The sequence below is a fragment of the Pseudomonas sp. genome (assembly GCF_049300855.1).
Taxonomy (GTDB): Bacteria; Pseudomonadota; Gammaproteobacteria; order Pseudomonadales; family Pseudomonadaceae; genus Aquipseudomonas.
Genome location: NZ_JBAQKH010000026.1, coordinates 191904 through 209158 on the forward strand (window position 1 = coordinate 191904; position 17255 = coordinate 209158).

At 59.9% G+C, this 17255-nt stretch carries 12 protein-coding genes; 2 read left to right on the forward strand and 10 right to left on the reverse strand.

All coding sequences use genetic code 11. From position 1 onward, the window contains the following. Nucleotides 1–392 precede the first annotated feature (392 nt). The 10 genes from gcvT to arcD (WA225_RS10490) all read right to left on the reverse strand — a co-directional run bounded on the left by gcvT (nucleotide 393) and on the right by arcD (WA225_RS10490) (nucleotide 14114). Nucleotides 393–1517 carry a glycine cleavage system aminomethyltransferase GcvT gene (gene gcvT / locus WA225_RS10445; protein ID WP_422607864.1) on the reverse strand — a complete coding sequence of 375 codons (1125 nt, stop codon included), beginning with the start codon at nucleotides 1515–1517 and terminating at the stop codon, nucleotides 393–395. Nucleotides 1518–1649: 132 nt separating this feature from the next. Next, on the reverse strand, nucleotides 1650–3026 hold the full coding sequence (locus tag WA225_RS10450) for an L-serine ammonia-lyase (RefSeq protein ID WP_422607865.1): 1377 nt from the start codon (nucleotides 3024–3026) through the stop codon (nucleotides 1650–1652). A 200-nt stretch (nucleotides 3027–3226) separates the two neighbouring features. Continuing rightward, entirely contained in the window at nucleotides 3227–6079 is a 2853-nt protein-coding gene (gene gcvP, locus WA225_RS10455; protein WP_422607866.1) for an aminomethyl-transferring glycine dehydrogenase, read from the reverse strand. Nucleotides 6080–6090: 11 nt separating this feature from the next. Next, nucleotides 6091–6474, reverse strand: a complete 384-nt coding sequence (gcvH, locus tag WA225_RS10460; protein WP_158831185.1) for a glycine cleavage system protein GcvH — start codon at nucleotides 6472–6474, stop codon at nucleotides 6091–6093. Between the two features lie 432 nt (nucleotides 6475–6906). Further along, on the reverse strand, nucleotides 6907–8415 hold the full coding sequence (locus WA225_RS10465) for a sigma-54-dependent transcriptional regulator (protein WP_422607867.1): 1509 nt from the start codon (nucleotides 8413–8415) through the stop codon (nucleotides 6907–6909). Nucleotides 8416–8820: 405 nt separating this feature from the next. Continuing rightward, nucleotides 8821–9183 (reverse strand): DUF5064 family protein, encoded by a 363-nt coding sequence (locus tag WA225_RS10470; protein ID WP_422607868.1) that lies wholly within the window; start codon nucleotides 9181–9183, stop codon nucleotides 8821–8823. A 62-nt stretch (nucleotides 9184–9245) separates the two neighbouring features. Continuing rightward, nucleotides 9246–10175, reverse strand: coding sequence for a carbamate kinase (gene arcC / locus WA225_RS10475; protein ID WP_422607869.1), 930 nt, complete (start codon nucleotides 10173–10175; stop codon nucleotides 9246–9248). 141 nt (nucleotides 10176–10316) lie between these two features. Then, a complete protein-coding gene (locus WA225_RS10480; protein ID WP_016983839.1) occupies nucleotides 10317–11327 on the reverse strand; it encodes an ornithine carbamoyltransferase in 1011 nt (336 codons plus the stop codon). Between the two features lie 69 nt (nucleotides 11328–11396). Then, a complete protein-coding gene (gene arcA, locus WA225_RS10485) occupies nucleotides 11397–12653 on the reverse strand; it encodes an arginine deiminase (RefSeq protein WP_008086806.1) in 1257 nt (418 codons plus the stop codon). Between the two features lie 33 nt (nucleotides 12654–12686). Then, nucleotides 12687–14114, reverse strand: coding sequence for an arginine-ornithine antiporter (arcD, locus tag WA225_RS10490; protein ID WP_422607870.1), 1428 nt, complete (start codon nucleotides 14112–14114; stop codon nucleotides 12687–12689). Nucleotides 14115–14551: 437 nt separating this feature from the next. Between arcD (WA225_RS10490) and arcD (WA225_RS10495) the strand changes: the two genes are divergently transcribed. Together arcD (WA225_RS10495) and WA225_RS10500 are read left to right on the forward strand one after the other, a co-directional pair. After that, nucleotides 14552–15979, forward strand: coding sequence for an arginine-ornithine antiporter (gene arcD / locus WA225_RS10495; RefSeq protein ID WP_422607871.1), 1428 nt, complete (start codon nucleotides 14552–14554; stop codon nucleotides 15977–15979). Next, entirely contained in the window at nucleotides 15976–16839 is an 864-nt protein-coding gene (locus WA225_RS10500; protein WP_422607872.1) for a DNA-3-methyladenine glycosylase family protein, read from the forward strand. The genes arcD (WA225_RS10495) and WA225_RS10500 overlap by 4 nt, the downstream gene beginning before the upstream one ends. Nucleotides 16840–17255 lie beyond the last annotated feature (416 nt).

Here is a 17255-nt window from a genome sequence, read left to right on the forward strand (position 1 = left end):
TTTGACGCAAAAATTGATGACAGCCTCTTTCTCATGAAAGAGTACTGGGGCTGGTTGCAGGAGAGTAAGAAGACGTCGAACGGGATGTAGCTAACTTGTAGGCTACTGCCCAGGTCACGATTCCAAGCTGACCCATGCAAACACAGTGGACAAACTCTACGCCAACTACGGGAGAAAAAACAAGCCCCGTGAAGGCCCCGGATTTGCTGCGCTTGCTGGCAGTTAGTCATTCCACTAGTGCGGCTTAGACGATTCGCTTGTTCAATTGTTTTCGAACGTTATAAGCAAAGTTCATATTCGAATCGAATGTTAGAAAATGCACTTTTTTGTGGCGATTGCGTTACACATTAGTGCACGCATAACGCAATCGCGTTACTTATAGAAACAGGCAATCAACCACGATAGTAGCGTTGCGGAACAAATGGCATTTTGCTTACAAGCATTTGCACCTTTTTCCCACGGACGATAGCCCAAACCGCTGTATCGAGGGTGACATAAGCGCTGTCGAGGTAGCCCATTGCCAACGGCCCGCCCAAGGTCGGACCGAAACCGCCACTGCACACGCTGCCGATGATTTCGCCGGCTTCGTTGACGATTTCTGCGCCTTCACGCACCGGGGTGCGTTCCTGTGGCAGCAGGCCGACGCGTTTGCGTGCCACGCCATTCTGTTGCTGGGCGAAAATGTTTTCCGCGCCCGGGAAACCGCCGGCGCGCGCGCCATCAGCGCGACGTGGCTTGGACATTGCCCAGAGCAGGCTGGCTTCGATTGGTGTGGTCTCGGTGTTCATGTCGTGGCCATAAAGGCACAGGCCGGCTTCCAGACGCAGCGAGTCGCGGGCACCGAGGCCGATGGCCTGGACCTCCGGTTCGGCGAGCAGGGCGCGGGCAAGTTTTTCGGCATCGGCGGCCGGAACGGAGATCTCGAAACCGTCTTCACCGGTGTAGCCCGAACGGCTGACAAAGCAGTCGACGCCCAGCAGATCGACACGGGCGAACTGCATAAAAGTCATTTTTTCAACGGATGGTGCCAGCCGCGCCAGCACCGTAACGGCCGCCGGACCTTGCAACGCCAACAGCGCACGCTCTTCGAACAGCGCCGTAATGGTGCACTGATCGCCGATGTGTTTTTGCAAGTGAGCCAGGTCCTGATCCTTGCACGCGGCGTTGACCACCAGGAACAGTTCGTCGTTACCGAGGTTGGCCACCATCAGGTCATCGAGAATGCCGCCGGTCTCGTTGGTGAACATCGCGTAACGCTGCATGCCCACCGGCAGGTCGATGATGTCCACCGGCACCAAAGTTTCCAGGGCTTTGGCGGCGTCGGCACCGGTCAGGCGAATCTGGCCCATGTGCGAGACATCGAACAACCCGGCCTGCTCACGGGTGTGTTGGTGTTCTTTCATCACGCCGAGCGGGTATTGCACCGGCATGTCGTAGCCGGCGAACGGCACCATGCGGGCGCCGAGCTCGAGGTGCAGAGCGTGCAGCGGGGTTTTCGACAGTTGTTCGGTGGACATGCGTGGCTCCTTGGAAATTTGGGTTTGGGATAAGGGCAAGATCAAGATCAAAAGCCCCTCACCCCAGCCCTCTCCCGGAGGGAGAGGGCGTTAGTTAGGTTTCTCTCCCGGAGGGAGAGGGCTGGGGTGAGGTCAGCATTCGATAATGTTGACCGCCAGACCGCCACGGGCGGTCTCTTTGTATTTGCTTTTCATGTCGGCGCCGGTCTGGCGCATGGTGCGGATGACTTTGTCGAGGGAGACGAAATGCTGGCCGTCGCCACGCATGGCCATGCGCACTGCGTTGATGGCTTTCACCGAGCCCATCGCATTGCGCTCGATGCACGGCACTTGCACCAGTCCGCCAATCGGGTCGCAGGTCAGGCCGAGGTTGTGTTCCATGCCGATTTCCGCCGCGTTCTCGACTTGCTGAACACTGCCGCCAAGCACTTCGCACAACGCACCGGCGGCCATTGAACACGCAACGCCCACTTCACCCTGGCAGCCGACTTCGGCGCCGGAGATCGAGGCGTTTTCCTTGTAGAGAATGCCGATGGCCGCCGCCGTCAGCAGAAAGCGCACGACGCCGTCATCATTCGCACCGGGAATAAAACGCATGTAGTAATGCAGCACTGCTGGAACGATCCCCGCCGCGCCGTTGGTAGGTGCGGTGACCACGCGGCCGCCGTTGGCGTTTTCTTCGTTGACCGCCAAGGCGTAAAGGTTGACCCAGTCGAGCACCGACAACGGATCGCGCAACGCCGATTCCGGGTTCTTGCACAATTGTCGATGCAGCGCCGCCGCCCGGCGTTTGACCTTCAAGCCGCCCGGCAGAATGCCTTCGTTACGACAACCGGCGGCGACGCAGTCCTGCATCACTTGCCAGATTTTCAGCAGCCCGGCGCGGGTTTCCGCCTCCGGGCGCCAGGCACTTTCGTTGGTCAGCATCACCTGACTGATCGACAGACCATAGGTCGCGCAATGACTGAGCAAATCCTTGGCACTTTTGAACGGGAAGGTCAGCGGCGTGGCGTCTTCGACGATGCGGTCGGCGCCGGCTGCGTCCTCATCGACAACAAAGCCACCGCCGACCGAGTAGTACTCGCGGCTGCGAATCTGCAGGCCCGCCGCATCGAAGGCGCGAAAAATCATGCCGTTGGGGTGATAGGCCAGCGGCTTGCGGATCATCGCCAGATGTTCTTTCTCGTTGAACGCAATGCTGTGCTCGCCGAGCAGATTAAGCCGGCCGTTGGCGCGAATTTCTTGCAGGCGCGCGGCAACGGTTTCGGTATCGACGGTGTCCGGGTGTTCGCCTTCCAGGCCGAGCAGCACGGCTTTGTCGCTGCCGTGACCTTTACCGGTGGCGCCGAGGGAACCGTACAACTCGACGCGCACGCTGGCGGTGGCTGTCAGCAGGTTTTCACGGCGCAAACCTTCGGCGAAACGCGCAGCAGCGCGCATCGGGCCGACGGTGTGGGAACTGGAGGGGCCGATGCCAATCTTGAACAGGTCGAACACGCTTAACGACATGAGTGGTTCTCCGGTTTCTTGTTATAGGAATTGGCGGTATATCAGGCTGGTTACATCCCCCCTGTGGGAGCGAGCTTGCTCGCGAATGCGGTAGGTCACCCTCTATGTTGGCTGACCTACCGCATTCGCGAGCAAGCTCGCTCCCACAGGGATTCGTGGTGTTCTGGAGAAAGAGGCAGGTATTCCTGCCCCTCATTCGTTTAAGCGTAGCTTTCGATCGACGGGCAGGCGCAGACCAGGTTGCGATCGCCGAAGACGTTGTCGACGCGACCGACCGGTGGCCAGTATTTGCCTTCGATCAGCGACGCTACCGGGTACACGGCTTGCTCGCGGCTGTACGGGTGAGTCCACTCGCCAACCAGCTCTGCCGCGGTGTGCGGGGCGTTTTTCAGCGGGTTGTCGTCCTTGTCCAGCGTGCCATTTTCCACCGCGCGGATTTCTTCGCGGATGCGGATCATGGCGTCGCAGAAGCGATCCAGTTCTTCCTTGGATTCGCTTTCGGTCGGCTCGATCATCAGCGTGCCGGCAACCGGGAACGACATGGTCGGTGCGTGGAAGCCGAAGTCGATCAGACGCTTGGCGACGTCATCAACGCTGATGCCGCTGCTGTCTTTCAACGGACGCAGATCGAGGATGCATTCGTGCGCCACCAGACCATTGCTGCCGGTGTATAGCACGGGGTAGTGCTCTTCGAGGCGACGGGAAATGTAGTTGGCATTGAGGATCGCCAGTTGCGAAGCGCGTTTGAGACCGGCGCCACCCATCATGCGAATGTACATCCAGGTGATCGGCAGAATGCTCGCGCTGCCGAACGGTGCCGCGCAGACCGCGCCTTCCTTGCGTTCCATCTGACCGTGGCCGGGCAGGAACGGGGTCAGGTGCGACTTGACGCCAATCGGGCCGACGCCCGGGCCGCCACCGCCGTGCGGGATGCAGAAGGTTTTGTGCAGGTTCAGGTGCGAGACATCGCCGCCGAACTTGCCCGGTGCGCAGAGGCCGACCATCGCGTTCATGTTGGCGCCGTCGATGTACACCTGGCCGCCGTTGTCATGAATGATCCCGCAGATTTCGCGGATGCCTTCTTCGAACACGCCGTGGGTCGACGGGTAGGTGATCATCAGTGCGGCGAGGTGTTCGCGGTGCTCGATGGCTTTGGCGCGCAGGTCTTCGATGTCGACGTTGCCACGGGCATCGCACGCAGTCACGACCACGCGCATGCCAGCCATGTTGGCGGTGGCCGGGTTAGTGCCGTGGGCGGAAGACGGGATCAGGCAGATGTCGCGGCGCTCATCGCCACGGCTCTGGTGATAGGCGCGGATGGCCAAGAGGCCTGCGTATTCACCTTGCGAACCGGCGTTCGGTTGCAGCGAGATCGCGTCGTAACCGGTGGCGGCGCAGAGCATCGCTTCCAGCTCGTCGGTCAGTTGCTGGTAACCGGCACTTTGCGCGGCCGGGGCGAACGGGTGCAGCGCACCGAATTCAGCCCAGGTCACCGGGATCATTTCGCTGGCGGCGTTGAGCTTCATGGTGCACGAACCCAGCGGGATCATGGTGCGATCCAGCGCCAGATCCTTGTCCGCCAGTTTGCGCAGGTAGCGCATCAACTCGGTTTCCGAGTGATAACGGTTAAACACCGGGTGACTGAGGATTGGTGACTGACGTACCAGCGACGCAGGAATGGTGCTCTGTACCGAAGCGGCCAGCGCTGCGAAGTCCGGCAGGGTCTTGCCGTCGGCGAACAGGCCCCACAAGGTTTCGATATCAGCCTGTGTGGTGGTTTCATCGACCGACAGGCCCAGACGCTGAGCGTCGATCACGCGCAGGTTGAGCTGCGCCGCGTGCGCCTTGTCGTGCAGTGCGGCGGTGTGCGCACCGGTAGCCACGGTCAGGGTGTCGAAGAAGCTGGCTTGTTCGACTTTCGCGCCCAATGCGCTCAGGCCCTTGGCCAGAATCGCGGTCAGGTGATGCACGCGGTTGGCGATTTGCGTAAGGCCTTTCGGGCCGTGGTAGACGGCGTACATGCTGGCGATGTTAGCGAGCAGTACTTGCGCGGTGCAGATGTTCGAGGTGGCCTTCTCGCGACGGATGTGTTGCTCGCGGGTCTGCATCGCCAGACGCAGCGCCGGCTTGCCGAAACGGTCAACCGACACGCCGACCAGACGGCCCGGCATGTCGCGCTTGAACGCATCCTTGGTGGAGAAGTAAGCGGCGTGCGGGCCACCGAAGCCCAGCGGCACGCCGAAGCGTTGTGCCGAACCGATGGCGACGTCAGCGCCGAATTCGCCCGGGGCGGTCAGCAGCGTCAGGGCCAGCAGGTCAGCGGCCACGGCCACCAACGCGTTGGCGGCGTGGAAGCGTTCGGTCAGTTCGCGGTAGTCGAACACATCACCGTTGGCGGCCGGGTATTGCAGCAGTGCGCCGAAGAACGGCGTCACGTCAGTCAGTTCACGCTCATCGCCAACAACCACGTCGATGCCCAGCGGCTCGGCACGGGTACGCAGCACGTCGAGGGTTTGCGGGTGGCTGTGGATCGAGGCGAAGAATTGGTGGCTGCCCTTGTTCTTGCTCAGGCGTTTGCAGAAGGTCATGGCTTCGGCAGCGGCGGTGGCTTCGTCGAGCAGCGAGGCGTTGGCGATCGGCAGGCCGGTGAGGTCGCTGATCATGGTCTGGAAGTTCAGCAGCGCTTCAAGACGGCCCTGGGAAATTTCTGGCTGGTACGGCGTGTAAGCGGTGTACCAGGCCGGGTTTTCCAGCAGGTTACGCAGGATCGGCGACGGCGTGTGGCAGTTGTAGTAGCCCTGGCCGATGTAGGTCTTGAACAGCTGATTTTTGCCGGCGATCGATTTGATCATCGCCAGGGCATCGGCCTCGCTGAGGCCGTCGTCCATGCCGAGCACGCTGGTGCCCTTGATGCTTTCCGGGATGACGCTGGCGCTCAGCGCTTCGAGCGAATCAAAGCCGAGGCTGTTGAGCATGGCTTGCTCGTCACCGGCGCGCGGGCCGATGTGACGGGCAATGAATTCGTTGGCGGTGCCGAGATTGATTTGGCTCATGTCGCTACTCCTCAGGCTTCGGCTTGGGCTTTGATCAGACGGTCGTACGCGTCCTGATCGAGCAGTTTGGCCACGGCCGACGCGTCGCTAGGCTGGAAGCGGAAGAACCAGCCTTCGCCCAGCGGATCTTCGTTGACCAGTTCCGGGCTGTCTTCCAGCGCCGGGTTGGTCGCCAGCACTTCGCCGTCGAGAGGCATGTACACGCCGCTGGCGGCTTTTACCGATTCCACGGTGGCGGCTTCGGCGCCTTTTTCGTAGGCCTGCAGCTCAGGCAGTTGCACGAACACCACGTCGCCCAAGGCGTTCTGCGCGAAAGCGGTGATGCCGACAGTAACGCTGCCGTCAGCTTCAGTGCGCAGCCATTCGTGATCTTCAGTAAAACGCAACTCGCTCATGGAAACTCCTCAGGGGGCCAGACTCGTCTGGTGGACGCGATGGAATAGTCGGGCACGAAGGCCCTTATTTATGAGGGGTTGATTAGCAAGAACGCGGCCAATGTTTATTTGTCGTTATAAATCAATGGCTTGCATATTATTTCCATGCGGCGTGCGCTGACATGTGTATCGAAATCGCTACAGCGTGGGGCGAGGAAAAAAGCTGAGCGGGATCAAAGCCTTGCACAGCGGCAATCAAGGGTGAGTGTAGCGAAATCGTTCCGCTGTAGCGCTTTCAGTACAGTTGAAGGTCGTTTTTAGCGTGGATCGAAAGACTGCTGAAAAAACCTGTGGGAGCTGGCTTGCCAGCGATAGCGGTGGGTCAGACACCATCGATGGTGCCTGTGCCGACGTCATCGCTGGCAAGCCAGCTCCCACAGGTATGAGGTGATCTCAGGATTTGTTGGGGATGCCGTACTTGCGCAGGCGATGGGCGATGGCCGTGTGCGAAGTTTGCAGGCGGCTGGCCAGTTGGCGGGTCGAGGGGTAGCTGACGTAGAGTTTTTCCAGCAGCGTTTTTTCGAAAGACTCGACCGCTTGTTCGAGACTGTCGACATCGCTGTCGGCCTGACGCGCGACCGAGGTGCCGGCGATGTCGAGGTCGCCGATATCCACCAGGCTGCTCTCGCAAATTGCTGCGGCGCGGAAGATCACGTTCTGCAATTGCCGCACGTTGCCCGGCCAGCGATTGCCGAGCAGGGCCGGGTAAGTCCCCGGGGCGAGGCGGCAGACCGGGCGCTGGATCTGCGCACAGGCCTGCTGCATGAAATAGCGCGCCAACAGCAAAATATCCTGGCCGCGTTCACGCAGCGGCGGCACTTCGACGTTGAGTACGTTTAGGCGATAGAACAGGTCTTCGCGGAACAGACCTTCGCTGACCATTTTCTCCAGATCGCGGTGGGTCGCGCTGAGGATGCGCACGTTGACCTTCACTTCGCGATCACCGCCCACGCGGCGGAAGCTGCCATCGTTCAAGAAGCGCAGTAGCTTGGCTTGCAAGTACGGCGACATCTCGCCGATCTCGTCGAGAAACACCGTGCCCTGGTTGGCCAGTTCCATCAGCCCCGGTTTGCCGCCACGCGCCGCGCCGGTGAAGGCGCCGGGGGCGTAGCCGAACAGTTCGCTTTCGGCGAGGTTCTCTGGCAACGCTGCGCAGTTCAATGCCAGAAAAGGAGCGCTATGGCGAGTGCTGATCGCGTGACAGGCGCGGGCGACCAGCTCTTTACCGGTGCCGGTTTCGCCTTGAATCAGCAGCGGTGCGTCGAGGGCGGCAACCCGTTGCGCACGAGCCTTGAGGGTGCGGATTGCCGGGGATTCACCGAGCAGCGCGTCGAAACCTTCGGCGTGGTCGTGGTGCAGCGCCGAGAGTTGTTCGCCGATACGGTTCGGTTGGTACAGCGTCAGCAGGGCGCCGGCGTCAGTGATCGGCGTGGCGTCGAGCAGCAAGGTCTGGCCGTTGACGGTGATTTCACGCAGCGGCAGACGAAAGCCGTGTTCGAGCAAGGTGTCGAGCAGGGCGGGATCGTTGAACAGTTCAGCGACACTTTCACCGGCCGGCTCACGACCGTACAACGCGATCAACGCCGGGTTGGCCAGCAGCACTTTGCCGGCACTGTCGAGGGCCAGCACCGGGTCGGTCATCGCCGCGAGCAAGGCATCGAGTTGCAGGTGTCGACGTTGGCCAGGGAGGATGTCGACCACGGTCACCGCTTCCACGCCGAGCACGCGAAACAACGCATCTTTCAGCTCTTCGAGCACTTGCGGGCTCAGGGTCGGCGCGTCGATGTAGACGTTCGGCGGGATCATCTCCACCGCATCCAGATTGAGATTGCGCCCACCGAGGATAGCCAGGACTTCCTGGGTGATGCCGACGCGGTCGATGAAACTGACGTGGATACGCATGGGGCGATTCAGTGATCTGCAGAGCTGAGGGGGGCAAGTATGCCTTGGGCTTGGAGAGAGGTGAAAGCAAAAGCACCCTCACCCCAGCCCTCTCCCGGAGGGAGAGGGGGCCGACCGAGGTGTCTGAGGTTTGACGTCGACCTGAAAGAACCAGTCGATTATGGATTCGGTAAAGCGAGTTCAGATCGGCGTAACTCCGACGCATTTCCCAATCAGTCCCCTCACCCCAGCCCTCTCCCGGAGGGAGAGGGGGTCGACCGAGGTGTCTGAGGTTTGACATCGACCTGAAAGAACCAGTCGATTATGGATTCGGTAAAGCAAGTTCAGGTCGGTGTAACTCTAGAGCATCCCCCAATCAGTCCCCTCTCCCTCCGGGAGAGGGTTAGGGTGAGGGGCTTTTGCGGGTTATTCGAAATGCTCGGGATTGACCGGGTCCCCGGATTGCATATTCAACTTCTGCCGAATGTCTTCAAACATCAGATCGTAATGCTTGTGCACCGAACCAATCTGGCTGTGAGCCTTGGGAATCCCGTACTTCTCGGCGATCCGGGTCACGTCGCGGGCGAAGTTGTAAGCCTCTTCCTTGGGCAGGAAAAACGTTTCCTTCATGTCCTTGCCCTGCATGCTGCCATGCAAGGTGAACTGTATCCCTTTGCCTTTCTGCGGATCGCTGAACACTTCATAGTCGAGGCACACGTTGTAACTGACGTCATCCGGCGTCAACGCATGCCGCTCGATGTGCAAATGACCGGGTTCAAACTGGGCCATGGTTTTCTCCTTTCAAGGCATGGGAGAAGGGCAGACCTTGGGCCTGCCCCCGCAGTTTCTAATTATCGGTAAGTGATGCCGGGCTTGGCGGTAGTCACACGCGTACCGGCAGTGCCCTGAACGATGGCTTCGATGTCCGCCAGCGAACCGATCACCGCGACCTTGCCAGTATGGTGCGCGAATTCGCAGGCTGCCTGCACCTTCGGCCCCATGGAACCAGCAGCGAAACCGAGGCGTTCGAGTTCATCCGGGTGCGCTTCGGCGATGGCTTTCTGTGTCGGCTTGCCGTAATCGATGAACGCCGCGTTGACGTCCGTGGCGATCACCAGCAGGTCAGCTTCCAGTTGCTCGGCGAGCAGCGATGAGCACAGGTCCTTGTCGATCACCGCCTCGATGCCTTTGAGATTACGGTTTTCGTCGTACATGGTCGGAATCCCGCCGCCACCGGCGCAAATCACGATGCTGCCCTTGTCCAGCAGCCACTTGATCGGGCGGATTTCGAAGATGCGTTTTGGTCGAGGGCTGGCCACCACACGGCGGAATTTGTCGCCGTCCGGAGCAATCGCCCAGCCTTTGTCGGCGGCGAGTTTTTCCGCTTCGGCCTTGTCGTAAACCGGGCCGATCGGTTTGGTCGGGTTCTTGAACGCGGGGTCGTTGGCGTCGACTTCAACCTGGGTCAGCAGGGTGGCGAACGGCACTTCGAAGTCGAGCAGGTTGCCCAGTTCCTGTTCGATGATGTAGCCGATCATGCCTTCGGTTTCGGCACCGAGCACGTCCAGCGGGTAAGGGGTGACAGAGGTGTAGGCCGCCGCTTGCAGCGACAGCAGGCCGACTTGCGGACCATTGCCGTGGGCGATGACCAGTTGGTTGCCGGCATGGATCTTGGCGATTTGCTCGGTGGCGATGCGGATGTTGGCGCGCTGATTGTCAGCGGTCATCGGTTCACCACGGCGGAGCAGGGCGTTACCGCCCAGCGCTACGACGATACGCATGGTGCATGTCCTTTTCGTAGTGATCGTTCCCACGCTCTGCGTGGGAATGCCGCCACGGACGCTCCGCGTCCGCTGTGACGCAGAGCGTCACGGGATGCATTCCCACGCGGGAGCGTGGGAACGATCATGGATAAGCAGTGGTTAGAGATCAGCCAGGGTCGAGACCAGAATCGCCTTGATCGTGTGCATGCGGTTTTCCGCTTGCTCGAAGGCGATGCAGGCAGGCGACTCGAACACATCGTCGGTCACTTCGATGCCGTTTTTCAGGTGCGGATACTGCTCGGCGATTTGCTTGCCGACTTTGGTATCGCTGTTGTGGAACGCCGGCAGGCAATGCATGAACTTGGTGCGCGGGTTGCCGCTGGCTTTCATCAGTTCAGCGTTGACCTGATACGGCAGCAGTTGCTGGATACGCTCGGCCCAGGCTTCCACCGGTTCGCCCATCGACACCCAAACGTCGGTGTGGATGAAGTCGACGCCTTTAACGGCGGCTTTCGGGTCTTCAGTCAGGGTGATGCGCGCACCGCTTTCTTCGGCATATTTGTGGCAACGCTCGACCAGATCATCCAGTGGCCACAGCGCTTTCGGCGCACAGATGCGCACGTCCATGCCGAGTTTGGCGCCGACCAGCAGCAGCGAGTTACCCATGTTGTTGCGTGCGTCGCCCAAGTAGGCGTAGCTGATGTCATGGATCGGCTTGTCGGCGTGTTCACGCATGGTCAGCACGTCGGCGATCATCTGCGTCGGGTGATATTCATCGGTCAGACCGTTGAACACTGGCACGCCGGCGAACTTGGCCAGCTCTTCGACGATTTCCTGTTTGAAGCCACGGTACTCGATGGCGTCGTACATGCGACCCAGCACGCGGGCGGTGTCCTTCATGCTTTCTTTGTGGCCGATCTGCGAAGAGTTCGGGTCGATGTAGGTGACGTTGGCGCCTTGGTCATAGGCCGCCACTTCGAACGCGCAACGGGTGCGGGTCGAGGTTTTTTCGAAGATCAGGGCGATGTTGTTGCCCTTCAGGTGTTGTTGCTCGGTGCCGGTGTATTTCGCGCGTTTCAGATCGCGGGACAGGTCGAGCAGGTAACGCAGCTCACGTGGGGTGTGGTGTTCCAGGCTGAGCAGGTTACGGTTGTGGATGTTGAACGCCATGATGATTCTCCTTGGATTCGGTAATCGGCCCGGCCGCTACGGGATGGGTGCGGCCGGGGAGATGGTCGTTTAGTAATCGATTGGGTCGCGGATGATCGGGCAGGTCATGCAGTGGCCACCGCCACGGCCTCGGCCCAGTTCACCGGCGCTGATGGTGATGACTTCCACGCCGGCCTTGCGCAGCAGGGTGTTGGTGTAGGTGTTGCGGTCGTAGCCGATGACCACGCCCGGCTCCACGGCGACCACGTTGTTGCCGTCGTCCCATTGCTCGCGTTCAGCGGCGAAGCTGTTGCCGCCGGTTTCCACCACGCGCAGCTTCGGCAGGTTGAGGGCTTTGGCCACGGTGTCGAGGAAGGTGCCTTCTTCGCGGCGGATGTCGATGCCGCCCTGTTTGCTTTCGTCAGGGCGCAGGGTGAAGGCGACAATCTGATTGACCACCTCAGGGAAAATCGTCACCAGGTCGCGGTCGCAGAAGCTGAACACAGTGTCGAGGTGCATCGCCGCGCGGGATTTCGGCAGGCCGGCGACGATGACTTTTTCCACGGCTTTGTTCTTGAACAGGTTCAGCGCCAGTTGGCCGATGGCCTGGCGGGACGAACGTTCGCCCATGCCGATCAGCACCACGCCGTTGCCGATTGGCATCACGTCGCCGCCTTCAAGGGTGGAGCTGCCGTGCTCCTTGTCCGGGTCGCCGTACCAGATTTCGAATTCGGCGTTGGTGAATTGCGGGTGGAATTTGTAGATGGCGGTGGCCAGCAGGGTTTCCTGACGGCGCGCTGGCCAGTACATCGGGTTCAGCGTCACGCCACCGTAGATCCAGCAGGTGGTGTCGCGGGTGAACTGGGTGTTCGGCAGCGGCGGCAGAATGAAGCTGGAGTGGCCGAGGAAGTCGCGGAACATCTGGATGGTCTTGCCACCGAAGCTGTCCGGCAGATCATCGGCAGACACGCCACCAATCAGGAATTCGGCAATGTGCCGTGGCTCGAGGCTTTTCAGCCAGGATTTGACTTCGTTGATCAGGCCCAGGCCCACCGAATCGGCGGTGACCTTGCGCTCGAGAATCCAGTCCAGTGCCTCAGGGATGGCGACGATGTCGGTCAGCAGGTTGTGCATTTCCAGCACGTCGATGCCGCGCTCGCGCATTTTGGTGACGAAGTCGAAGTGGTCGCGCTTGGCCTGGGCCACCCAGAGAACGTCATCGAACAGCAGTTCGTCGCAGTTGTTCGGGGTCAGCCGCTGATGGGCCAGACCTGGGGAGCACACCATGACTTTGCGCAGTTTGCCGGCTTCGGAGTGGACGCCGTACTTAACTTTTTCCGTGGTCATTTCAGATCCTCCAGATAACAAAACAATCAGGGGTTACAGAGTCAGGAAGCCGTCGTAGAGACCGTAGGCAGCCACCAGGGCACCCACGACCACTGCGGCGAAAATCAGCTTCTCGACGTTAGTGAAAATCGCTTGTTTGAGTTCCAGCTTGGCTTTGGCGAACAAGATCGCGCCAGGTGCGTAGAGCAGGGCCGAGAGCAGCAGATACTTGACCCCGCCGGCATACAGCAGCCACACCGCGTAGATCAGCGCGATGCCGCCGATAATCAGGTCCTTGCGCCGTTCGGCCGCAAAGCCTTCGTAGCTTTCGCCGCGCACCGCCAGCAGCAGGGCGTAGGCCGCCGACCACAGGTAGGGCACCAGAATCATCGAGGTGGCGAGGTAGATCAGCGACAGGTAAGTACTGGCCGAGAACAGCGTGATGATCAGGAAAATCTGCACCATCGCGTTGGTCAGCCACAGGGCGTTGACCGGTACGTGGTTGGCGTTTTCCTTGCGCAGGAACTCCGGCATGGTGTGGTCTTTGGCGGCGGCAAACATGATCTCCGCACACAACAGCACCCACGACAGCAGCGCCCCCAGCAGCGAGATGATCAGACCGACGCTGATCAGCACCGCGCCCCAGTGACCGACCACGTGCTCAAGCACGGCGGCCATCGACGGGTTCTGCAGTTTCGCCAGTTCAGGCTGAGTCATGATGCCCAGCGACAGCACATTCACCAGCACCAAAAACAGCAGCACGGTGATGAAACCGATCACGGTGGCCTTGCCGACGTCCGAGCGTTTTTCCGCTCGGGCCGAGAAGATGCTCGCGCCTTCGATGCCGATGAACACCCACACGGTGACCAGCATCATGTTGCGCACCTGGTTCATCACACTGCCCAGATCCGGATTTTTGATGCCCCAGATGTCGGCGGTGAAGATGTCCAGTTTGAAAGCGAACACCGCGATCAACACGAACAGCAGCAGCGGTACGACTTTGGCGACCGTGGTCACCAGGTTGATGAACGCCGCTTCCTTGATCCCGCGCAGCACCAGAAAGTGCACCGCCCACAGCAGCACCGAGGCGCCAATCACCGCAGCAACGGTGTTGCCCTCACCGAAAACCGGAAAGAAATAGCCGAGAGTGCTGAACAGCAGAACGAAGTAACCGACGTTACCCAGCCAGGCGCTGATCCAGTAACCCCAGGCGGACGAGAAACCCATGTAATCGCCAAATCCGGCCTTGGCGTAGGCGTAGACGCCGCCGTCCAGGTCAGGCTTGCGATTGGCGAGGGTTTGAAAGACAAAAGCGAGGGTGAGCATGCCGACAGCGGTGATGGCCCAGCCGATCAGTACTGCACCGACATCGGCGCTGGCCGCCATGTTTTGCGGCAAGGAGAATATCCCGCCACCGATCATCGAGCCGACTACCAGTGCAACCAGTGCACCGAGTCGTAGTTTTCCGGGAGCTTCAGACATTGCATGACTCCATTGCAGGAGAGAAGAGATCACAGCGTAGTTCTGTTGTCTGTTCAAACAGCTGACGTAGATCAGTGCATGGTCACATTCCATTGTTAATGAATGACTTAGGCTTCGGCTGAAGGCATAAAGCTATTGCCTGTAAGGCCCGTCCTAGAGGCGTTGTGGCTACATCTTTGGGAATGGCTATTATTACTTTCGAATTATCACGCTAGTTCTTTTTCAGCTTTTGGCAAATTTTCCGCCTCTGTTTTCAGTACAGAATTGATTTATCAGGATCAGCGCACAAAACTGTCTTAACGTGCTAGGCGTTAGCGTCATCCGCTATATATAAATGGGCGTTAATTGGCGTTACCTGATAAACGTCATCTACCTTTATCCGTTTAGTTAATAGTTGTTACAAATAAACTCTCACCACACTTCAAAGGGAAAATGAAATGTCGCAACCGACGCAAAAGCTGCGCCTTGGCGCGTTGATCGCCCTGGTGGTGGGTTCGATGATTGGCGGGGGGATTTTCTCGCTGCCGCAGAACATGGCGGCGCGCGCCGATGCCGGAGCAATCCTGATCGGTTGGGGCATCACGGCGATCGGCATGCTGACCCTGGCGTTCGTGTTCCAGACGCTGGCCAATCGCAAGCCGGAACTGGATTCCGGCGTGTATGCCTACGCCAAGGCCGGGTTTGGCGACTACATGGGTTTCTCGTCGGCGTGGGGTTACTGGATCAGTGCCTGGCTGGGCAACGTCGGGTATTTCGTCTTGCTGTTCAGCACCCTTGGGTATTTTTTTCCGGTGTTTGGCCAGGGCAATACGCCGATCGCCATCGGCTGTGCCTCGGTGTTGCTGTGGGCCGTGCATTTTCTGGTGATGCGCGGGATCAAGGAGGCGGCGCTGATCAATCAGCTGACCACGGTGGCCAAAGTCGTACCACTGATCATGTTCATCGTCATCGCTGCCGTCGCCTTCAAGGCTGACATTTTTACCCGCGATATCTGGGGCACCAGCAACCCGAATTTCGGCGGGGTGATGGATCAGGTGCGCAACATGATGCTGGTCACGGTGTTCGTGTTCATCGGCATCGAAGGCGCCAGCGTGTACTCGGCGCGGGCGGAAAAACGCAGCGACGTCGGCCGCGCCACGGTGATCGGTTTTGTCGCCGTGCTGGCGCTGCTGGTGCTGGTCAACGTGCTGTCGCTGGGGATCATGAGCCAGCCGGAACTGGCGAATTTGCAGAACCCGTCACTGGCGGCGGTGCTTGAGCACATCGTCGGGCCGTGGGGGGCGTTGCTGATCAGCATTGGCCTGGCGATTTCCCTGCTCGGCGCGTTGCTGTCCTGGGCATTGCTGTGTGCGGAGATTCTCTTCGCCACGGCCAAGGACAAGACCATGCCGGCGTTCCTGAAAAAGGAAAACAAGAACCATGTGCCGGTCAACGCGCTGTGGCTGACCAACGCGATGATCCAGGTTTTCCTGTTGATCACGCTGTTTTCGGCCGGGACTTACACCAGTCTGATTTATCTGGCTTCGTCGATGATTCTGGTGCCGTACCTGTGGTCGGCGGCGTACGCCGTGTTGCTCAGCGGGCGCGGCGAAACCTATGAGCATGCCTCGGCCGAGCGCACCAAGGACCTGCTGATCGGCGGCATCGCGCTGGGGTATGCGGTGTGGCTGTTGTATGCCGGCGGGGTGAAGTATTTGCTGCTGTCGGCGCTGTTGTATGCGCCGGGGGTGATTTTGTTTGCCAAGGCCAAGCATGAGGCGGGCGAGCCGTTGTTTACCCATGTCGAGAAGGGCATTTTCACCTGCGTGGTTATCGGCGCGGGGTTGGCGGCTTACGGGTTGTACAGCGGTGTGCTGTCGTTGTGAGGTTGGCGCTTGCGTATGCGCTGCCGTATGACTGGGACGCGATGCTGGGGTTTCTGGCGGCGCGGGCGGTGGTCGGGATGGAGGTCGTGGTCGATGGTGTGTATTCACGCAGCATCGGTTTGAACGGGCTTCATGGCACGGTTTCAATTTGGCCTGAGGCAGGGAATGCCTTGGCCGTTGAGTTGGATTTTCCTGATCCGTTGGTGGTGCCCGAGATCGTTGTCAGGTTGCGGCGGATGTTTGATCTGGATGCGGATCTGGCGGTGATGCATGCGCATCTGGCGAATGATCCGTTGCTGGCGCGGCTGATTGCCGAGCGGCCGGGATTACGGATTCCCGGGGCGTGGGATGGCTTGGAGCTGGCCTTTCGCGCGGTGCTCGGGCAGCAGATTAGCGTGGTTGCGGCGATTCGCCTGGCGGGGAAACTGGTTGCGCAATATGGCGCGCCGCTGGATTCCTCGGTGCCCGGATTGACGCATGTGTTTCCCGAGGCGCACGTATTGGCGGCGGCAGATCTGGCGGCGCTGGGCATGCCGAAAAGTCGCGGGCGGACGCTGTCGGGGGGGGCGCAGGCGTTGCTCGATGAGCCTGATGTGTTTGCGCCGAATCGCGAGGGCGGCGTGGCGCGATTGTTGGCCTTGCACGGGATTGGCGAGTGGACGGCGCAGTACATTGCGCTGCGGCAGTTGCGGGATATGGATGGGTTTCCCCATGGTGATGTCGGGTTGTTGCGCGCGTTGGAGGTGCTGGAAGGCGAACGGCCGACAGCGCGGGAAATGGCTTCGCGCGCTGAGGCCTGGCGGCCTTATCGAGGCTATGCGGCGCAGCTTTTGTGGGCATCCTTGAGTCGGGCAGATTGATACATCATCGCTCGACCTGAAATTGCAGCCCTCACCCCAGCCCTCTCCCGGAGGGAGAGGGGGCCGACCGAGGTGTCTGGCGCTATACGTCGACCTGTTAAATCGAGTCGATTATGGATTCACAGCCAATCGTTCAAGTCGGTGAATCTCTTCAGTATCCCCGAATCAGTCCCTCTCTCTCTGAGAGTGGGCCGACCGAGGTGTCTGGCGCTATACGTCGACCTGTTAAATAGAGTCGATTATGGATTCACAGCCAATCGTTCAAGTCGGTGAATCTCTTCAATATCCCCGAATCAGTCCCTCTCTCTCTGAGAGTGGGCCGACTGAGGTGTTTTGCGTTGTACATCGACCTGCAAGATCGAGTCGATTATGGATTCCGAGTCAATCGTTCAAGTCGGTGAATCTCTTCAATATTC

Coding starts and splice junctions, on each gene's coding strand:
- gcvP (WP_422607866.1), bottom strand. CDS start 6,079: ATGAGCCAAATCAATCTCGGCACCGCCAACGAATTCATTGCCCGTCAC.
- gcvT (WP_422607864.1), bottom strand. CDS start 1,517: ATGTCCACCGAACAACTGTCGAAAACCCCGCTGCACGCTCTGCACCTC.
- arcA (WP_008086806.1), bottom strand. CDS start 12,653: ATGACCACGGAAAAAGTTAAGTACGGCGTCCACTCCGAAGCCGGCAAA.
- gcvH (WP_158831185.1), bottom strand. CDS start 6,474: ATGAGCGAGTTGCGTTTTACTGAAGATCACGAATGGCTGCGCACTGAA.
- arcD (WP_422607871.1), top strand. CDS start 14,552: ATGTCGCAACCGACGCAAAAGCTGCGCCTTGGCGCGTTGATCGCCCTG.
- WA225_RS10465 (WP_422607867.1), bottom strand. CDS start 8,415: ATGCGTATCCACGTCAGTTTCATCGACCGCGTCGGCATCACCCAGGAA.
- WA225_RS10450 (WP_422607865.1), bottom strand. CDS start 3,026: ATGTCGTTAAGCGTGTTCGACCTGTTCAAGATTGGCATCGGCCCCTCC.
- WA225_RS10470 (WP_422607868.1), bottom strand. CDS start 9,183: ATGGCCCAGTTTGAACCCGGTCATTTGCACATCGAGCGGCATGCGTTG.
- arcD (WP_422607870.1), bottom strand. CDS start 14,114: ATGTCTGAAGCTCCCGGAAAACTACGACTCGGTGCACTGGTTGCACTG.
- arcC (WP_422607869.1), bottom strand. CDS start 10,175: ATGCGTATCGTCGTAGCGCTGGGCGGTAACGCCCTGCTCCGCCGTGGT.
- WA225_RS10480 (WP_016983839.1), bottom strand. CDS start 11,327: ATGGCGTTCAACATCCACAACCGTAACCTGCTCAGCCTGGAACACCAC.